This window comes from Pedobacter cryoconitis, assembly GCF_001590605.1.
Lineage (GTDB): Bacteria > Bacteroidota > Bacteroidia > Sphingobacteriales > Sphingobacteriaceae > Pedobacter > Pedobacter cryoconitis_A.
This window is the reverse complement of sequence record NZ_CP014504.1, coordinates 3,482,656-3,502,168: the sequence shown is the minus strand read 5'-3', so window position 1 is coordinate 3,502,168 and position 19,513 is coordinate 3,482,656. Positions and strand designations below refer to the sequence as shown.

General features: G+C 39.8%; 16 protein-coding genes. 3 read left to right on the top strand and 13 right to left on the bottom strand.

What is annotated here, in order from left to right:
• Position 1 precedes the first annotated feature (1 nt).
• Positions 2–577 carry a hypothetical protein gene (locus tag AY601_RS14280; RefSeq protein ID WP_157287928.1) on the top strand — a complete coding sequence of 192 codons (576 nt, stop codon included), beginning with the start codon at positions 2–4 and terminating at the stop codon, positions 575–577.
• A gap of 147 nt (positions 578–724) precedes the next feature.
• On the top strand, positions 725–1,384 hold the full coding sequence (locus AY601_RS14275; protein ID WP_068402237.1) for a hypothetical protein: 660 nt from the start codon (positions 725–727) through the stop codon (positions 1,382–1,384).
• Positions 1,385–2,361: 977 nt separating this feature from the next.
• On the opposite strand, the gene AY601_RS14265 is transcribed toward AY601_RS14275, so the two are convergent.
• From AY601_RS14265 to AY601_RS26375, 10 genes are all read right to left on the bottom strand, one after another.
• Positions 2,362–3,156 (bottom strand): phosphatase PAP2 family protein, encoded by a 795-nt coding sequence (locus tag AY601_RS14265; RefSeq protein ID WP_068402233.1) that lies wholly within the window; start codon positions 3,154–3,156, stop codon positions 2,362–2,364.
• A gap of 242 nt (positions 3,157–3,398) precedes the next feature.
• A complete protein-coding gene (locus AY601_RS14255) occupies positions 3,399–3,881 on the bottom strand; it encodes an MgtC/SapB family protein (RefSeq protein WP_198163530.1) in 483 nt (160 codons plus the stop codon).
• A gap of 3 nt (positions 3,882–3,884) precedes the next feature.
• Entirely contained in the window at positions 3,885–4,061 is a 177-nt protein-coding gene (locus AY601_RS25950; RefSeq protein ID WP_170123288.1) for a hypothetical protein, read from the bottom strand.
• Between the two features lie 31 nt (positions 4,062–4,092).
• Complete coding sequence (locus AY601_RS14250; protein ID WP_073233008.1) at positions 4,093–4,791, bottom strand: DUF1345 domain-containing protein; 699 nt, start codon at positions 4,789–4,791, stop codon at positions 4,093–4,095.
• Positions 4,785–5,444 (bottom strand): hypothetical protein, encoded by a 660-nt coding sequence (locus AY601_RS14245; RefSeq protein ID WP_124558626.1) that lies wholly within the window; start codon positions 5,442–5,444, stop codon positions 4,785–4,787. The genes AY601_RS14250 and AY601_RS14245 overlap by 7 nt, the downstream gene beginning before the upstream one ends.
• 136 nt (positions 5,445–5,580) lie before the next feature.
• Positions 5,581–7,683: a heavy metal translocating P-type ATPase gene (locus AY601_RS14240; protein WP_084359278.1), complete on the bottom strand. Its 2,103-nt coding sequence runs from the start codon at positions 7,681–7,683 to the stop codon at positions 5,581–5,583.
• A 46-nt stretch (positions 7,684–7,729) separates the two neighbouring features.
• A complete protein-coding gene (locus AY601_RS14235; RefSeq protein WP_068402227.1) occupies positions 7,730–9,688 on the bottom strand; it encodes an LTA synthase family protein in 1,959 nt (652 codons plus the stop codon).
• Positions 9,689–9,782: 94 nt separating this feature from the next.
• On the bottom strand, positions 9,783–11,060 hold the full coding sequence (locus AY601_RS14230; protein ID WP_068402225.1) for an efflux RND transporter periplasmic adaptor subunit: 1,278 nt from the start codon (positions 11,058–11,060) through the stop codon (positions 9,783–9,785).
• A 10-nt stretch (positions 11,061–11,070) separates the two neighbouring features.
• On the bottom strand, positions 11,071–15,444 hold the full coding sequence (locus AY601_RS14225) for a CusA/CzcA family heavy metal efflux RND transporter (RefSeq protein ID WP_068402223.1): 4,374 nt from the start codon (positions 15,442–15,444) through the stop codon (positions 11,071–11,073).
• A gap of 93 nt (positions 15,445–15,537) precedes the next feature.
• Positions 15,538–15,855 carry a DUF6660 family protein gene (locus AY601_RS26375; protein ID WP_368388870.1) on the bottom strand — a complete coding sequence of 106 codons (318 nt, stop codon included), beginning with the start codon at positions 15,853–15,855 and terminating at the stop codon, positions 15,538–15,540.
• Between the two features lie 271 nt (positions 15,856–16,126).
• On the opposite strand from AY601_RS26375, the gene AY601_RS26240 reads away from it, so the two are divergent.
• Complete coding sequence (locus tag AY601_RS26240) at positions 16,127–16,342, top strand: GDCCVxC domain-containing (seleno)protein (RefSeq protein WP_073233006.1); 216 nt, start codon at positions 16,127–16,129, stop codon at positions 16,340–16,342.
• A 224-nt stretch (positions 16,343–16,566) separates the two neighbouring features.
• On the opposite strand, the gene AY601_RS14215 is transcribed toward AY601_RS26240, so the two are convergent.
• The 3 genes from AY601_RS14215 to AY601_RS14205 are packed head-to-tail and all read right to left on the bottom strand — an operon-like array spanning position 16,567 to position 19,438.
• Entirely contained in the window at positions 16,567–17,796 is a 1,230-nt protein-coding gene (locus tag AY601_RS14215; protein WP_068402219.1) for a hypothetical protein, read from the bottom strand.
• A complete protein-coding gene (locus tag AY601_RS14210; protein ID WP_068402217.1) occupies positions 17,793–18,236 on the bottom strand; it encodes a ubiquinol-cytochrome c reductase iron-sulfur subunit in 444 nt (147 codons plus the stop codon). Before AY601_RS14210 ends, AY601_RS14215 begins: the two co-directional genes overlap by 4 nt.
• 2 nt (positions 18,237–18,238) lie before the next feature.
• Complete coding sequence (locus AY601_RS14205; protein ID WP_068402215.1) at positions 18,239–19,438, bottom strand: di-heme oxidoredictase family protein; 1,200 nt, start codon at positions 19,436–19,438, stop codon at positions 18,239–18,241.
• Positions 19,439–19,513 lie beyond the last annotated feature (75 nt).

Here is a 19,513-nt window from a genome sequence, read left to right as displayed (position 1 = left end):
TGTGAGCCGCATAACTGTTCAGGATGGCACTATCCTTTTTACCTATCAGGATAATCAACGGGATACAGCGATAGAATTTTGGTCGGACGAGAGGCACCTTGTACCTGTTTCTACTGGAATGTGGTTGGTGTATGAGGGATTACCCGCACAGGTCAGGCATTTGTTTTTAAGCCATTCAGCAACTGATATTCTTTGTTTCTGCCAAAAACGACCAGATTGGCTAAAGATTCCAGGCAGTGTTGCATTTGCTTCTTTAGGGTTGTTGGCCAGTGCGGATCAAATATCTTTTCTGAAACAACACTTTGTCAACGCAAAGGTGCATACGCTATTTGATGCCGAACTTACAGGCAGGGTCACAGATTGTAAAGTCGCATTGTGGAAGTCGGGGAAAGACGCTTTTTTCAAGGTCACCGACGATCTAATACAGATTACTTATCGCAAACGCAAATTCAATATCCCTGCCACTTCTTTTTCACTAAACCGTTTTGAAAAAGTTGTTGGCATACGCTCAGGTATACGCACCCACAAACCTAAAAACGGCTACTGTTCTTTTCGCGAACAGTTTAATCTGATTTAACCACTAAGTACTACGTGTAAGAATCTTAAAAGCAGATAACTAACAGCAATAGAGCCTGGTTCCTACGGACCAGGCTCTATTGCCGTGCTTAAAATTTAACCTAATAAAATCGATACCAAATAAAGAGAATCTTAAAACAACAGCACTATGAACATTGAACTAAAAAATATCAAGTACTACGAATCCTTTAGCGAAGAAACACTTGCTTTCCAGGCGAGTCTATACATCGAAGGCAAACGTGTAGGAACCGCAAAAAACGATGGTCGTGGAGGCCCGACCTATTACGATGGAGATAATAAAGAGGGACGAGAACTTATACATCAGGCAGAGCAATATGCGAAAGCACTTCCTGATAAACATTATCCTAAAGATGATTATATGGAGGCATTTTCTATACCTATGACACTTGAACACCACATTGATGACCTACTTAATGATTACTTAGGTAAAAAAGAGTTGGAAAAAATCCAGAAGAAGGTGGCAAAGGATATGGAAAAAGGTATTGTATTTGGCAAACCCAATGATAATTCATGGAGCGTCCAAACCTACAGTGTGCCACTTAAACAAGTGTTGTCTCATCCCAAAGGCCCCGAGAGCGTAACCAACACCATCGCAAAAAACATATTCAAAGAGCTAAAGGATGGGGTTAAGATCTTAAATACGAACATCCCTGAAAGCATTTTAAAAAACGCTGGACTTTTCGCAGACCAATATGTAAAACCATTGGTTCAGGATATTGGGCAACATGGTATAAATTCAGCGGAAAATACAAACGAACACAACAAGTCACAAGGCAGGTCGCTTTAGGACAAACTGGAATTCAATTATACCGACGTTCACCATCGCATAAAGATAAAGTTTTAAGGAGGCTATCTAGCCTTCTTTTTTGTGTAAAAAGATTATTATAACCAAAAGTAGCTAATAAAGAGTAGTTTACAAGAGTGGGAAACTTTATCGGTAGCGATTTAGTAATGGTGCTTACTGCACTTGATTACCTTGTAAATCAATACTGCAAATATAAAAAAGAAAGAGGGGTCATACCATTGAAAGTGATAAACGGCCTTATTTTATTTTTAATGCATTTTCTGCTTTTTCTACTTTTAGTGATCCTGAAAGTTTTAAATACCTTCTTTAGAGATAAAAAGTGATAAAAGCAGCCTTTTTAAGCTGCTTTCTTTCTTATGTTTTGTGCTATCGCTTAGGGGTTGGATATAGATCAGGTACATATTCATACAGATCTAGGAGATTGCAAAGTTATCTCGATGGCTTTTTCTTCTAACTTCATACATGGACAAAATAAAAAATTAGGAAATTATATAGAAGCCGTTTTTTTTCAAGCACACATTGAGCTTTCTAAGCTACTCTTCAACATGGAATTGATGTAACAGGATTAAATAATTACGGAAAAAAAGTTTGCTTTGAAGCAAGGGAGGGACGAGTTCCAAAGTTGGCTCAAGACGATACGGATTTCCTTTCAACGATAACCTGTGAGTTCGGAATGGCTTTTCCTTTAAACCACGAAATATTAATTTGCAGACTGCTAATTTTATATATCACTGATCATCTATTTCAAGTAATAAATTGAAATATGCGCATAGGCACCAAAGACAACGACCGACATGATCAGTATAAAGAAAAAATAAAATATAATATCCATTAAAGTGATCGCATATTTTTTTCTTTTCTTTTGTTCACGTTTTTTAGGTGCTTTACCTCCTTTCAATTTTGGAGGAACTTGTCTAATGACACCGAGTTTAGATTGACATGGCATATCACCTAATTGATTAAAATGTTTTCACCATCCCGAGTCCGAAAGTACCTGATCTGTAAGTCGGCATAATTAGTGCATTATTTTTAGGTTTGTTGGAGAATATTCTTTTGATTTTGGGGTATAACCAGTACGAGGCCTGGGTTGACAGTACACCAAGTCCAGCTCCCGCCACCACATCACTAAACCAGTGCCTATTGTTGTACATTCTCAAAATCCCTACTGTTGCAGCTGCGGTATAGCCTGAGATCGTGTACCAGACCGATTGGTCACCATATTCTCTGCGAAGAAATTCAGCCGAGGCAAATGCCTCCGCTGCGTGGCCGGAGGGAAATGCTCTCGGAGTTCCATCTGGCCTAGTGACAGCGGTGATCCCCTTAAGGCTTTGGGTAGTTGCATTTAAGATGATATTGGACAATAAATAAACCCCGCTTTGATCTAAGAGGCTATTTTTACCTTTAAGGCCTAATCCATTAAGTGCAAACACTGCTGCCCCAGGTGCAAATTGAAGGTAGTTGTCGACTATAAATTGCTTGTGGGGATGTTCGCTGTAAAATTCATGTTTTGCCTCAACGTCCAAATTTGTCAGCGCATTGTTTCCCAGCTTTACAAATCCATAAGCTAGCGCAACTGAAGGAATGATGATTGACGATACACGAACAGGGTTTTTAAAATTTTGTTGTTGATCTGCTTTCTTTTTACCTGATGTATCAGATATCGATTTGAAAACTACCGGAGGAGATTGACTGAATAAACTTGTAGTCCAAAACATCAAAAGGATTGAAATAGTATATGTAATGTGGTTTTTCATTTTTTAAATTATTTGATCTGATTTTACGACTACCAATGGGTGTTAAAAAAATGGATCATTTTCATGATAATAGCAGCTCCGAGTAAAACTGCCAGTATCCAGAAAAAAATCATCGAATAAAGCCCTGGCCTAATAGTCTTTTTTTTCTTTTTTGTTTTAGGTTTAAGTGAAGGTCTAGGCATATTTATTGTGTTTTTCACCGATTTATCCAGTTTATTTTTATGTGCATTCGACTTCATCCCTCAATCGTCTAAGTCTTCATTCTTATGATATTCCTGCATTTTCTTCTTCCACTTTAAATACCATTGCTGATGGTGAAGGATTAATAAAAAGAAAATCGCCGCCGATGAGGCAAATGCGATAATGAGCATATTCAACCCAACTGCAACACCGATCGCGGCTGTACACCAAATTGTAGCAGCGGTGGTCAACCCCTGAGACTGGTTCCTTTTATCATTTTTATAAATAATTCCTGCACCCAAAAAGCCAATGCCAACAATTACATTAGCTATTATCCTGGAGACAGCAGCCGTATCATTTAAATGCTGTCCAATGGCTGTAAATAAGGTTGCACCCAAACAAACAGCAGCATAGGTCCTTATGCCGGCACTACCTCCGTGTTTTTCCCGGTCGAATCCAATCCATGCACCAAGAAGAAGGGCGATCAAAAGTCGTAAAGCAATGCTTAATTCATTTTCCAAGTCCATTTTTCCAATTAAATCCATAGGTTATCCCTCAAGATTTAAAAACCATTCCTCAGCTTGTTTTATAGCTTCCTCAACAATGGCCAGTTCATTAACCGTTCTTTCCTGTTTTAGCTTGTTAGCGATCTCAATCGCTTTTTCCCTTATAATTGGTTTCAGATCCTGCATTTCGAGCGGAAAGTTTTCTAATGTCCACGTCATAAATATTTCTTTTTAGTATTAAAATTTTGATTTATTTCTGTGTAATGCCTGCGATAATATTAATTGTTAATGCGACAATAAACGTGTTAAAGGCAAAAGCTAAAATGCCGTGCATCCAGGCCAGCCGTCTTATTTTTCTAGAAGTAATCTGCACATCTGAAACCTGAAAGGTCATTCCAATAACAAAAGAGAAGTAAGTGAAATCCATATAGTCGGGTTCTTCTTCATCTGGAAATATTAAGCCTTCCGGTTTTATGTTTTTTCCTCCCTTATGATGGTCCAAATCGCAATAATAAAGATGGGCGTAGCGCAATGTAAATACGGTGTGTAGGAGCCACCAAGAGCCTGCAACGCAAGCAAGAGGGATTATAGCGGTTCCGGAAAATTCCTTTTCGGTTTGGGATGAGGCATTTTCCAAGAGTAAAAGCACAGCCAATAGACTGGCGAATGCCGCTGCGATTACAAAGAAAAAAATCACTGTCCGGCTGGAATCCTGAGCATGAGCCTCATGCTTTACATCGGCAGGATGGGAGCTTAGAATGGTGATCCATGCCAATATTAATGTACTCATAACATACGCTAGCCAAGTCAGCATGTAATGAATCGGATCTTTAAATTTACCTGTAGTAGCTACAAAAAACAGAACTGAAACTCCTATTGAAGTATACAACTTGTGATGTGCATCCACTTGGTTGATGTAATTGGCTATTTTTCTTAGACGGTCTACCATGTTAATTTTCCCCTTCTTAAATAATAGAGGTATAATTTAAAAGTAAAATGGGCAATAACGAGACTGATTACTACCCCAATGAGGATTTCGTGTGGGTAGTTCCAACCACTATGTAAATTAGTATACAAGTTGATAATTGCCCAGGCGACAACCATTGCTTTGAGCGGCCAGTAATGTTTCTTGAAATAAAGACAGCTGAAATAGGCAATTCCCGCTAAGCTTGAAGACATAGGAAGACAACCAAACTGTTTGCCAATCCCGACGGCTTTTACTTGCATGGAACCAGCCATAGTTTCCATATATAATGGACGCAGGTGTGCAAACAATAAGTTGACCGTGAAGATCATTCCATTGCAAACCACAACATACAACCCGATAAAAACTAGTACCTGCATAAATTTCATCTTATCATAAAAAAGTGTCATTAATACCAGGAAACCATAAAAGAGAATTAATAAATAGAAGTTTCCTGATTGTAGCATGAGCTTAGCAATAAATTGGTTATGGTTGTCGTTTGCCCAAAAAAGAATGGTTTCGTCAACTTCTACGATGTCGCTTAAAATGTGATGGTCTGCAAGGATAAATCCAATAAGCAGGGCAGAAAAAACCGTAACCGTCACCATAACGGGAAAATAGGTATCTAGTATTCTCATTGGATAATCAGGTTAAACTTTTGGATTCTTCATCTTTGTAGCGTTTGCTAGAATAGATCCGTTATTCCCAATTGGCCACCGTCGTATGCACGGAAAACGATGGCCAGCCATAAGGCTTTAGGGAATGATATTGTCTTTAAGCTTTCTTCTTTCTTCCAGACTTAATGGTTTGTTTTTGGTTGTTTTTATAGGCAAGGAGGCGAAGTGCATTCCCAACGACGACTAAGGTGGAACCTTCATGTGCCATCACTGCGGGCCCGATAGAGGTCACCCCCAGAATCGTAAGCGGTATCAAAACTGCCACTACACCCAGACTAATCCAAAGGTTTTGCTTAATGATACCCTTTGCCTTGCGGCTTAAGCCTATTGCAAAAGGCAGACTTTCCAGCTTGTCTCCCATTAGGGCAATATCTGCGGTTTCTAAAGCGACATCAGATCCGGCAGCTCCCATAGCAATACCTACCGTACTCTTGGCCATTGCCGGAGCATCATTAACACCATCACCAACCATAGCCACCATTTTTTCCGATTTATCCAGTTTTTGGACAGCTTTAACTTTATCCTCTGGCATGAGGTTACCCATCGCATCAGTGATGCCGATCTGTTTAGCAACAGCTTCAGCCACCTGCTGGTTATCCCCTGTCAGCATGATCATTTTTTTAATACCTAACGCAGAAAGTTCTTTCAGCACATTTTTAGCCTCTTTACGGGGTACATCCATCAGAGATAGAATACCTATGAAATCCTTATCCTGTTTGACCAGCATAGAGGTGTGACCACCCTTTTCCAGGTCTTCCACTTGTTTGATGATCTCCGCTGGTACATTGTCTTTTTCAAACAATGCCTTATTTCCAATGAGTATCTTTTTACCGCCAACTTCCGCTTGTACGCCCCGTCCTGTGATGCCTTTCACTTTACTGGCCTCTGGAATAGATTGCTTTTTAAGTTTTTCAAGACCTCCTTTGACGATAGCCTCTGCAAGGGGATGGTCACTTAGTTTCTCTACTGCAATGGCTACGACCAGTAAATCCTCCTCAGAAATCCCGTTTAACGGGATCACGTTGGTTAACTGAGGTTTTCCTTCAGTCAGCGTGCCGGTTTTATCAAAAGCAATAGCATTCAGAGATCCCAGGTCTTCTAGTGGTCTTCCGCCTTTAATCAAAACCCCACCTCTGGCAGCACGGGCGACACCGCTTAATACCGCACTTGGAGTGGAAATGGCAAGCGCACAAGGACTAGCGGCCACCAATACAGCCATCGCCCGGTAAAAGCTTTTGCTAAATGGTTCGTCGATCACCAGGAAAGCAAAACATAGCGCTGCCACCAGTACCAGTACAACTGGCACGAAGTACTTTTCGAATTTATCTGTAAACAACTGAGTTGGAGATTTTTGTTTCTCCGCCTCATTGACCATTTTTACCAGACGGGAAATGGTTGAATCTTTGGCTTCTTTGATCACCTTAACTTCCAGAACAGCTGCCCCGTTTATGGTACCTGCAAACACACGGTATTGGGGTTTAATGCTTTTTTCATTGGTGTAATCTTTATTTGGATCAGGAACAGGCGATTTGTCGACCGGTACACTTTCCCCGGTTATCGGTGCCTGATTTACGCTTCCTTCGCCTTTGATAACCACACCATCCGCCGGTATTTTACTGTTGGGTTTGATGACAATGAGATCCCCTAAAACCAATTCTTCAATACGAATTTCCTGTTGGCTGCCATCCCTAACCACCAATGCAGTTGGGGGAGCTAGGCTGGTCAGCGCCTCAATGGATTTACGTGCTTTACTCATTGCGTAATGTTCCAGTGCATGTCCCAAACTGAAAAGGAATAGCAACAGGGCACCTTCCATCCATGAACCCAATATGGCAGCCCCGATTGCAGCAACCAGCATCAGGAAATCAATCTCAAACCCGCCTTTCATTATGGTTTGAATTGCTTCCTTGGCCGTAAAGAAGCCCCCAAAGAAATAGGCAATTATATAAAGGATAAGACTGACCAGTTCAGGCATACCTGCCACATAAGATAATCCGAAGCCCGCTCCCAGAGCAGTTCCGCAAATCAATGAAAATATCAGCTCTGTATTTTTTCCGAAAACTCCGCTGTGTTCATGCCCTTTTTCTTCGACATGACTATCCGATTTACCAACGGCCCCGACTTTGGTGCTCGCTGATTTAGCCCCGTTTTTCACAGGTAGGGTTTTTGGTTGATTTCCATTTTTTTTGTCTGTTTTCATAACTATGGGATTGATGTTAGTGTTGAAACTTTGAGCGGCCGAGAGGTTACTCTTTTAGCCCTCCTTTACTATATAAATAATAGGCTGTCTGGTAATAGGCAATCGCCTCATTGATCAGTTGCTGAGAAACTTTTTCCTTCCTTTGTTCGTTTGTTGATCTGTTGTAAAAAGCGGATTCAACTTTCCTGCGAGGACTTAAAATGACCAAACTGTCATTCTTCATAAAACCCAACTTCTGATAAGTGGCAATCATTGTCCTGGGAACATAAGTACTGTCCAGTACATTTTTGCCATAATTATTATTGATGTATGACCAGTTCAGTAAGGAAAATAAAGTGGGATAAAGGTCTATCTGCGAACAGATCTTATCTATACGAGTTGGCCTACTATTCGGTATATTATAGACTAATGCGGGGATATGATATTTCGCTACATCGATCTCGTTCTTACCGGCACTACTTGCACAATGGTCCGCTATAAAAATAAATATGGTATTGGAGAACCATGGCTTTGATTTGGCCTGTTTTAGAAATTGACCAATTGCAAAATCAGTGTATTTTACCGCGCCGTCTCTGCCAGAACCAGAGGGAATGTCAATTTTTCTTTCAGGATAAGTGAACGGCCTATGGTTGGAGGTGGTCATTACAAAATTGTAAAATGACTGCTTAGCCGTAAATTTTGCATCGGCATCCTTAAGTACTGCACCAAATAAATCTTGATCGCAGATTCCCCAGGCATTTTCAAAATTGACCTCGTTGTCGGGTATCATCGTTCTTCTTGTTTTGTAATCATCACCAATGGCGAGTTTCCTGCCCCTGTCCACAATGTCAAACCCATTACTGCCAAAATATTGGTTCATGTTATCGAAATAACCGTCGCCTCCATAAAAGAACGTTGTTTGATAGCCTTTGGTTCTGAAAATGCTGCCAATAGTGCTCAATTGTTTATTCTTTTCCCTCCGGACTATACTGTTTCCGGGGGTTGGGGGTACAGCCAGTGTTAATGCCTCCATTCCCCGTACTGTCCTTGTGCCGGTGGCATACATATTCGTAAAGAATAAGCTATGATCTGCCAGAGAATCCAATACTGGGGTAATTTTCCGTTCATTCCCAAATTTCCCCATAAAATCTGCGCTAAAGCTTTCCAGTACAACCATGATTACATTAGGTAATTGTTGTTCACCGCCTAACGGTTTGATGTTTTTTCTAATCGACTGTAAGTTACCTGTATATCTGGAGCCTGACTCCTTAAGTAAACTCCGGGTAATGGCAAAAGCCTGCTCATTACTCAATAGTGAATAAAACTGTTCATAATTGAGTTCATTGTTTTTGAAAGCCGAAAAGAAGGAATAAATTCCCGCCTTAGATAGTTCATTCTGATATCGGTTTTCACTTTTTTCCGCCCAGCTATTGTTTATGTACAATGCGTAAACAGCAATCAATAAACCCATGATCAGCGAATGGATAAGTCGCCATTTGAACCTTGTGTTGGATTTGAAACTGTCACTAAAATTGTTGGTCCTGATCAGTAGAACCATAACTGCAATAGTAATGGCAACTACACCAGAAATTAGGTAGGGCAAAGGGTAAGATTCATTGATATTATTAACAACCTCATGCGTATAGATCAGATAGTCAACAGCAATAAAATTAAACCTACTTTCAAACTCTCCCCAAAAGGTGAACTCCGCAAAAAAGGAGAACACAGAGATTAAGATCATTAAAAAGACAATTATATAACTGACAACCTTATTAAAAGATGAGCGGTTTAACTTCTGAGGCAGTAATAATAGATAAATTGCATACAAGAGGCCAAAATATAAAACTACTCCAAAGTCAAAAATCAAACCTTTCGTAAATATACTTAAGGCGCTTTTTAAAGTCAATTCGGTATCTTTAAGCGAGACATAAATAAAAGCAATACGTAGCGATATCGATGCGGTTATGAAAAACACCGCAAACGCATAAAGTACCGCATACCGGCTTTTCAACGGGTTAAAAGTCATAAGCCATTTTTTAAATTAGGGTACATAGAAATTATGTGCGCAGATTTGCTGCACATAATTTCATTCTATTTACTTAGTTCTTTTTGAGTATTTTCTAATGCCCCTCATGTTCTTCGCTATTTTTCAATTTCGATAGCAGATCGTAAGCTCCCGTTAAAACAACCTTTCCTTTAAGATCCATACCTTTTGGCAATTCCAACTGTATATATCCGCCATCACTGGTTCCAGTAGTAACTTCCAGAATCTCAAAGTGAAAGGATTCTCCTTCAGCTTCTTTTTCATGCTCTGATTCCTTTGAATCATGCTTATGTCCCGTTTCATTTTTTTCTTTTGCATGGCCGGCCTCTTTTCCTGCCGCTTTTGCAATGAAAATGTATTTTTTATTCTGGAAATCAACTACAGCACTGAGTGGTAAGGCCATAGCTTGGGTGGTACCGGCCTCGATATAAGCTTTTAAATAAGTACCCGGAATAAAATTTTTGCTTCCTTTGGCAATTGCGTGTACAGTAACGGTTTTGTCTGTTGCAATTTCCTTTCCTACCAGCTGAACTACGGCCCGCTGTTGAATGGTATCGGGATCATTCGCTAAGATAAATCTTACGCCTTGTCCCGGTTTCACTTTGTCCACATCTTTTTCAAAGACCTTTAACTCAACGTGCAGGTTTGAATTGTCTACAATTTCAAACATGACATCATTAGGGTTTATGAATTTCCCGCTATTCACATTTACCTTGGTCACATAACCGCTGATTGGTGCGTAGATATTTATCTCACTTCTGATATTCGTAGGAGACAAGCTGCCGGGATTGATGTTGATCAGGCGTAGGCGTTGCTTTAATGCATTTTCTCTGGCCTGGATGATCTGATACTGGGATTTTGCCTGTTGCAGGGTTTTTTGTGAATTTACATTCTGACTTGCAAGCGTCTGCTGACGTTTGTACTCCGAATCGGCTAATTCCAGCTGGCTTTTGCTTTCCAGATAATCTTGCTGAAGCTGTACATATTCCTGGTTTTGAAGCACAGCTATCACTTGTCCTTTGCTAACGCTACTGCCTTGCAAAAGTGGTGTTGACCTTACTATGCCGCCCATTTGGGTGGTGATACTTACTAAATTCTGCGGTGGAACATCGATGTAACCATTAACTTTTAAAAGTCCGCTTAATGACTTCAATTCAGGTGAGCCTAAGGTCACACCAATTGCTTTATATTGTGATTGGGTAATCTCCACTGAATTCTCATTTTCCTCATGGGCTTCTTCTGCCGGGGCTGCTGTTGCCTCAGTTTCCTTCTTATTTCCACCACAAGAGGCGATTAAAATAGCCAAGAGCAGTACTGAAGTGATACGTGTGATATTATGAATTGTCTTTTTCATTTCTTATTGATTATATACCCATAAGGTATTGAAGTGTGTAAACTGATTGATTGTATTGATTGATGGCCTGCAGGTAATTAAACCGGATCTCTGAATAAGTACGTAAGGCCTGCAAGTATTCTACATAACCAATTTCACCATTTTGAAAAGCGATTTGTGATTGCTTTAGAATTAGATTCACATTGGGTAAAGCACTCTTTTTGTAATAGTCAATACTTCTTGCGTTTTTCTGTAAATCCTGATATGCCTGTTTATACTGCCCTTGAAGATTAGTTTCAAATAAGTTAAATTGGCTTTCCGCAACTTGCTTTTCTATTCTTGCTGCTTTGATACGTGATGAAAAAGGTTTAAAGAAAATTGGAAGGGAAATGCCGGCCTGAACGCCTTGAAACCTTTTACTGCCACTAAAATACTGGTCATTTCCGTTGACATTCTGCGTTCCGATAATTGACTGGTTAAAATAACCGACGGTAAAATCAGGGCCTGAACGTGCTTTTTCTAATGCAAGAGCCTTATCTGCGACAACAATCTGCTGTTTTTGCAACGCAAGCAGAGGATTAGCTGAAATTGCACTGTCTAATGCCAAGTTATTGTATTCGTCTTGCTTAAACTGGTCTTTCGCAATTTCAATAATATCCTGTGAATTGAGCAGTCTTTGCAGCTCAGCTGTGTAGGCGAGAATATCAGATCGGTTCTTACTCATCTGGTTTAACACTTCATTATATTGGGTTTCGGCAGTGGTACTTTCCAATAAATTGGTTTCACCTGCTTTGTAGCGCAATGATGCTGCCTTTGCAAAATTACTGTATACAGAATCCTGGCTTTTATATAAGTCCTGTAATGCAACAAAGTATGCCAGTTGCGTATATGCACTTTTCACTTGATAACTCAGTTCTTTTTGGGTAACAGCCAGATTAATTTCGGCACTTTTGATTCGGGCATCGTATAGACCTCTCTGGTTTTTGAATACCCCAGGGTTTGGGATACTTTGGGATACACTGAAATTATTGTCTTTTCGTATGCTGTTAAACTGGCCATATTGGATATCGAAACTTGTTTTGCCCAGGTCAGTTGAACTTCCTCTTAAGGCCTGTTGCTGGTTAATCTGCAATCCTGAAGATTTTACTGCCTGGTTGTTTTTAATGGCCGTTTCAATCGCCTGGGTCATGGTTAAAGTTTGTCCAGGTATCTGCGCTTTTGCAGTTGGGCTAAAGAACAACAGGCAACTGATGATGATTGCAATTGCAGTCGCAGGAATAGACTTTGTTTTGCCCTTCCAGCTTTCAAAATAAGTATATAACACGGGTAATACAATAAGGGTTAAAATTGTTGAGGTAAGCAGACCGCCAATCACAACTGTGGCAAGAGGCTTTTGTACTTCCGCACCTGCGGCTGTTGAAATGGCCATTGGCAGGAATCCAAGGGAAGCCACAGTGGCAGTCATTAGTACTGGCCTTAACCTCAGCTCTGTTCCTTTCAGTACAATTTCGTTCAAGGTATATTTTCCTATTTTTTTGAGCCTGTTAAATTCAGTGATCAGCACGATCCCGTTAAGTACAGCAACCCCAAAAAGTGCAATAAAACCAACACCCGCCGAAATACTGAACGGCATGCCTCTTAGCAGTAGAGCGAAGATGCCACCGATAGCGGCCATTGGGATGGCAGAAAAGATCAGCAAGGACTGTTTAATAGAACCAAAAGAAAAATACAATAACAACAGGATGAGTAACAAAGCTACGGGTACTGCTACTGATAATCTTTTGGTTGCTTCTCTAAGATTTTCAAACTGACCGCCATAGGTAATATAATAACCGGCCGGCAACTTAACCTGCTGCTCTATTTTAGTCTGTATTTCCTCAACCACACTGGCAATATCGCGACCGCGTACATTTAAACCGACAATAATACGTCGCTTGGTGTCCTCACGCTGGATCTGGTTCGGGCCAATTTTAAACTCTACATCAGCAAGTTGCTCCAATGGTACCTGATTGCCATTTGGTGCAGTAACAAATACATTCTTAACGTCATCAATACCCTGACGGTTTTCCTGAGACAGGCGAACTACCATGTCGTAACGCTGTTCTCCCTCGTAAACCAGCCCCGCTGATTGTCCGGCAAATGCTGCATTTAAAGCCTGGTTCACAGTCTCTACACTTAATCCGTATTGTGCAATTCGATCTCTGTTTATTTTAACTACTATCTGGGGAAGACCTTCGGCTTGCTCCAGGTATAAGTCTTTGGCACCTTCGACCGAAGAAACAATGCTCCCGATTTTTTTAGAAAAATCCGTTAATGCAGTCAAGTCATCACCAAATATTTTAATACCAATGTCCTGTCTGACACCAGATATAAGTTCATTGGAGCGTAACTGAATGGGCTGGGAGAAGCCAAAACTCACACCCGCCACCTCTTTGAGGGCGTCACTCATCATTTCAGTTAGTTCTTCGCGGGTCTTAGCACTTGTCCATTCCTTTTTGTCTTTTAGGATGATGGTCAAGTCACAAGCCTCCATCGGCATCGGATCCGTAGGAATCTCAGCAGCGCCAATCTTGCCAACCACTTCTTTTACTTCCGGAAACTTTTTCACTAGAATGGCTGATGCCTGGTTCACTTTATCAATCGTCTGGGATAGGGAACTTCCTGTTAGTAATCTGGTCTCAACTGCAAAATCACCTTCCTCCAGATTTGGGATAAATTCTCCACCCATTCGGCTAAAGACGAATAGACTGACAACCAATAATGCGATAGAGGTAATCGTCACAGCCATTCTGCGTTTTAATGCACCTTTGATCATTGGGTGATAGTATTTGTGGAAGAAATCCATCATACGATCAGAAAAGTTTCTTTTGTGGGTTGGGTTTTTGCTCAAAAATAATGCAGATACCATAGGGACATACGTCATAGAGAGTAAAAATGCACCCAGGATTGCAAAGGAAACCGTTTGGGCCATCGGGCCAAACATTTTACCTTCAATACCTACCAATGCAAGGATAGGGAGGTAAACGATCAAAATGATGATCTCCCCAAAAGCAGCAGCAGACCTGATTTTTACAGCAGATTCATATACTTCTTTGTCCATTTCCTCCTGAGTCATTCTGCCTGCTTTACGCATGCCTAGGTGGTGCATCGTGGCCTCTACAATAATTACGGCTCCATCAACGATCAGACCAAAGTCAATTGCACCCAGGCTCATTAGGTTTCCTGATACCCCGAACAGGTTCATCATGGAAATGGCAAACAGCATCGCCAGCGGAATCACTGAGGCAACGACCAGTCCGGCCCGGAAGTTTCCAAGGAACAGTACCAATACAAAGATTACAATTAACGCACCTTCAATCAGGTTCTTAGCGACTGTGCCCATTGCTCTATCTACCAAAGCGCTCCGGTCAAGGAATGGTTCTACGACCACCCCTTCAGGAAGTGTTTTGCTGATCCTCTCTATTTTGAGCTTAACTTGTTTTACTACGTTATTTGCATTGGCGCCTTTAAGCATCATTACGATACCACCAACCGCTTCTCCTTGTGCCTCAGGTGTAGCACGGGTAAGTGCCCCATAACGAATAGAATTGCCAATCTGGACGTTTGCAATATCCCTGATTAGTACTGGTATACCACTTGGACTATTTTTAACTACGATCTTGTTAATATCAGAGATACTGCCTACGAATCCTTCACTTCGGATGAAGTATGCATTAGGTTTTTTATCAATATAAGCGCCACCCGTGTTTTGATTATTCTGTTCTAATGAAGTGAAGACGTCATTAATACTTAAGTTAAAGCTTCTTAACTTATCAGGATCCAGCGCAATTTCATATTGTTTTAATAAGCCGCCGAAGCTGTTCACCTCTGCAATGCCGGGTGTGCCTAAAAGTTGCTTTCTTACAATCCAGTCCTGAATGCTTCTAAGTTCAAGTGCAGTATATTTTTTCTCAAATCCCGGCTTGGCATGGATCACGTATTGATATATCTCACCAAGACCAGTCGATATAGGTGAGATCTCAGGGTTTCCCAAACCGCCGGGAATATTATTTTTAGCCTCAGCTAACTTTTCATTAACCTGTTGACGTGCCCAGTAAATATCTACGTCATCGTGGAACACAATGGTCACTACGGATAATCCGAACCTTGATATGGAACGAACCTGCTGTATTTCAGGAATAGTAGACATGGACTGTTCTACCGGATAGGATATTAAGCGTTCTATTTCCTGGCTGGCCAGTGAAGGGCTTAAAGTAATAACTTGCACCTGATTGTTTGTAATATCAGGTACTGCATCTATAGGAAGCTGTTTAAGGGAATAAATACCCCAGGCAATTAATGCAAGGGTAAACAGTCCAATAACAAGCTTGTTCTGTATAGAAAACTGAATGATTTTTTTCAGCATCGAATTAAAATTATGTTAGATAAAAAACTAATTAATGCATAGTCGACAACACTTCATGAGAAATGAACCGCAAGCAATAACATGATGATTTAACTAACTTAATTGAGGCGGTTGCCAAATGGAAAGAGAAACGGAAGCTGCATTGGCCGAATATAAATCAACATATTCCTTTTTCAATATTAAGGATATGGTTTTTATATGCACAACTTGATTGATTGGTATAGGTGTATTGCAGCAGGAGCAAGAACAAAATGGAGAACAGGAATCAAGATCAGATTTTGAATGGCCGTCGTCTGCTATAGTTTTAGAAATTCTATTTGTTACAGTAGCTCTGGAATTGTTCATATCCTTACAAGGCACGAAATTCATGACAAGGATGATAATAACAATAAGCCAGTTAACTATTTTCACAAAAAAATATTTTTTCCAAATGTATAAAAATATAATTCAGTATTACAAGAGAAAAATAAAATTTTTGCATCTATTGTTGAAGGTAGGATAAATCGTGTAATTTGAAGACGTATTGAAGAGATCCGGATATTATTTGCTAGGAACTCCAAAAGCATTGCTTATGGGGAAGGACAAGCTGTTGTAAAATTTGATTCTACGCAGATTTCTTTAGCACAATTGGAAGAGGCAGTAGAGAAAGAAACAGGTTATAAAATCATAAATAAATCAACCAATGACAACTAAAGCAATAATACTAGAATCTACCATAACTTGCCCTGTTTGCCAACATCAAAAAATGGAGATAATGCCGACAGATTCTTGCCAGTACTTCTATGAATGCGAAAAATGCAAGACAAGATTAAAACCTCAAGATGGAGACTGCTGTGTGTTCTGTAGCTATGGGACAGTTCCATGTCCCCCAATACAAGAAAACAAATCGTGTTGCTGAAATTCTGTAGAGGTGTAACAAACTCGTAGGAAAAAACAACATGGCGGCGAAGTCAAATCGTGGGGACAAAAAGAAGAATTTAAAAATGTCAATTACTTTCTTAGACATTATTTTTTTATTCTTCTATACCATTTCGATTCAAGTATGGTTTTTGGCGCGTATGCGTACTTCGCCCTGTTAAATAATGTAAATTGATTTTGGCTATTTCATTTTCAAAGTTCCAATTAAAAATAAGTTGATACTCCAAATTGTATTGCGGCAGTTTTGGTTGGTGGGTTGCCTAACAAATCCTTTTGACTTTGAATTCTGTAATTAGCCCTTAGAACGGTTTGTGGTCTTGGTCTAAAGCTAATCCCAGGCATTATGCTCCATAATTCATCACCAATATTTTCGTCTGTTTCTTTGAATTTTCCAACATTCCAATCAACATATTCAAAGCGGCAGGCAAGATTGATGGTGGCATTTTGCCAACCCAGAATTTCTCTTTTTAATATTGGCTGTACAATGTCGGCATATCCTCCTTGTTGTTTATTACCAAATTGTTGCGAATATGTTGTGGGAACATCTATATTGATCCATGCCCATTCTGCGGTAATAAAAGTGTTAAGGTTAGGCAAAGTGGTGTTAAAATCAATAGCAAATATATTTAACCTTCTTTTGTCGTCTATTACAATCCCGTCATCTAGCCATTTGTTATATATCCCGCCCATATAGGATAATCCGATTTCTCCTATTTTATTATGTCGGACTGCAATTTTTCCTGTCAATAGCGGTTGACCGCTGGCCATTTCTTCAAACCTTTCAGTATTCTCTTTTGCAGCTGGTAAAAAGGTCTTATTCTCTTTGTTGGCAATAATCGAATTATCAAACCCACTGGATGCATAAATTTCATAACCAAACATCCAATTTGTATTATAGTGTTTTCCATAAATGCCAAATCCGGCGTTACTCCATGTTGCAGGTAACATTTGTGTCATCGCAATCGGACGATCCGTAAATTCCCATTTTGGCCCATCATGGTTTTGATTGAAGGCACCTATTGGGTTCATAATCATTCCACCTCTTAAATTCAATAGGGGATGAAGCTCAAGATCGAGGGCGGCAAATTCTATTGCAATTTCCTTTTCGGCTGGTTCAAATTCAATTTCAGATAAAAATTTAATGCGTTTGCTAATAGTGGAAGCAACAAATAGCGTCATTCTTCTAAACTGAAATTGATGTCCCTCGGAAACACCATCTGTACCTGAATGTTGCCAGTTTGCTTCCATATACCCCCCTAAAGAAACTGGTAATTTCCCCACAGTGATGAATGGTCGTTCGTAAACGGCATCCATATTTAAGGATTGTTTAGCTGTGTCTAATGTTGATCTTTTAAGAAGTTTCGGGTCAATTTGAGCTTCTGCTATGTAGTATCCAATTAATATAATTGTGAGTGTAGTAATTACTTTTTTCATATCGCTTTAAGGGAGATTTTTAGTTGATTCGTTTCGATAACGATTGCAAATGTTCGCAGGTTGGTATCAGCCGGGCCATTTTGCATTATTCCTTTGTTGTTAAATTCACTACCGTGGGCGGGACATTGCAGTTTGTCTCCAAATACTTGTAATTCTGCTCCTAAGTGAGTGCATTCCATCCATAAAGCGGAATACGTGTTTTCATTAAAGCGGTATATGCATATAGGAAATTTTAGCAGATCATTGGTCACAATGATATATTTCTTAAATTGTTTTTTATTAGACTTGATTATAAAATCTGATATAGGGACAACCAAATTATCATCAGCAATTTCTCCTGATAAAATCTGTAAAGAACTACAACTTTCTAGCAGGGTTGGAATTCCCAGCCCTGCTAAACAAGCATAACCACAGTTTTTTATAAAATCTTTTCTTTTCATGGCTACAGTGACTTTAAAAATTTGATGAGTGCATTTTTATCAGCCGCTGAAAGCTGGATATATTCATTTCTTGCATTAGCAGCCTCGCCACCATGTAAGGTTATAGCCTCTTCAATACTTTTTGCTCTCCCGTCATGTAATAGGTGATATTGTCCGCCTTGAGAGTTTGGTGAAAGACCTAAGCCCCAAAGTGGTGGTGTTCTCCACTCAAAAGTTTTTGCAGTCCCTTCTGTATAAGCATCATCAAGTCCTGCTCCCATGTCATGCAATAATAGATCAGTATAAGGATGGAAAGTTTTGTTAGACAGTGCCTTTGTAGTGGATATGCCTGTTTTTAAAGTGGGTTTATGACAACCTGAACAATTTATCCTGTCAAATATTACCCGACCATTTTTAACTTCAGAGTCATTTTGCTGACGTTGAATGGGGGCTTTAAGCGTTTGCAAATAAAACACAACATCATTTACGGTTTGGGTCGAAATCTCTGGATCAATGGTAAGATGAGTATAAACATCTACCGGATCGTAACTTGAAGTAATTCCTATATCTTGGTTATATGCATTTACAGTTTGATGTAATAGACTATAAGCAGCAGCCTTTTTACCAAATCGATGGATATATTTTCCATCTTTTTGAATTGCATTAGCAAAGGGAATTATATACTGCGGCAGGTTACCATAGTTTGGAACTCCGGAAATCCCATCGTTGTCATTGTCGTCTGGATCTGCCATTGCCAGAATGTCTGCATCAGAAACAAGTTCTAAAAGACCTAATCCAGTATTAGCAGGAGGTGTGAATTTAGAAAAGGTAGCTCCTAAGGGTATTTGTTCTGGCATATATCCAGGTATAGCTCTATTCTGTAATTGAGGGCCACCCTGATTTAGAAACTTGTTACCTGTTTCGTCAATTTGTCCGAAACGGGTAAGTGTGGTAAATGGATGTCCCTTGCCATCCCCTGCATGGCAACTTCCACAACTTGTAGCTACAAAAACTGGCCCTAAGCCTTTTTCAGGAGTAAAGATTTCGTCATTAAATGCTACATCTCCTGATAGAAATCTTCGGCTTTCCTCATAACTTAACCCTTCAACCGGCCCATCTAATAAGTTCTCGTCTTTAGGCGAAGCTGGTTCCAGCTTAGAACAGGATTGTATAATTGTGACAAGTCCAACTAAAATACATGTAACAAGTAAAGATTTTTTCATTGGTCTAATTTTAATATTTCAATATGCAAATATATAAAGTTAGATATCACTAACAAAATTAATTCGACTATTCGA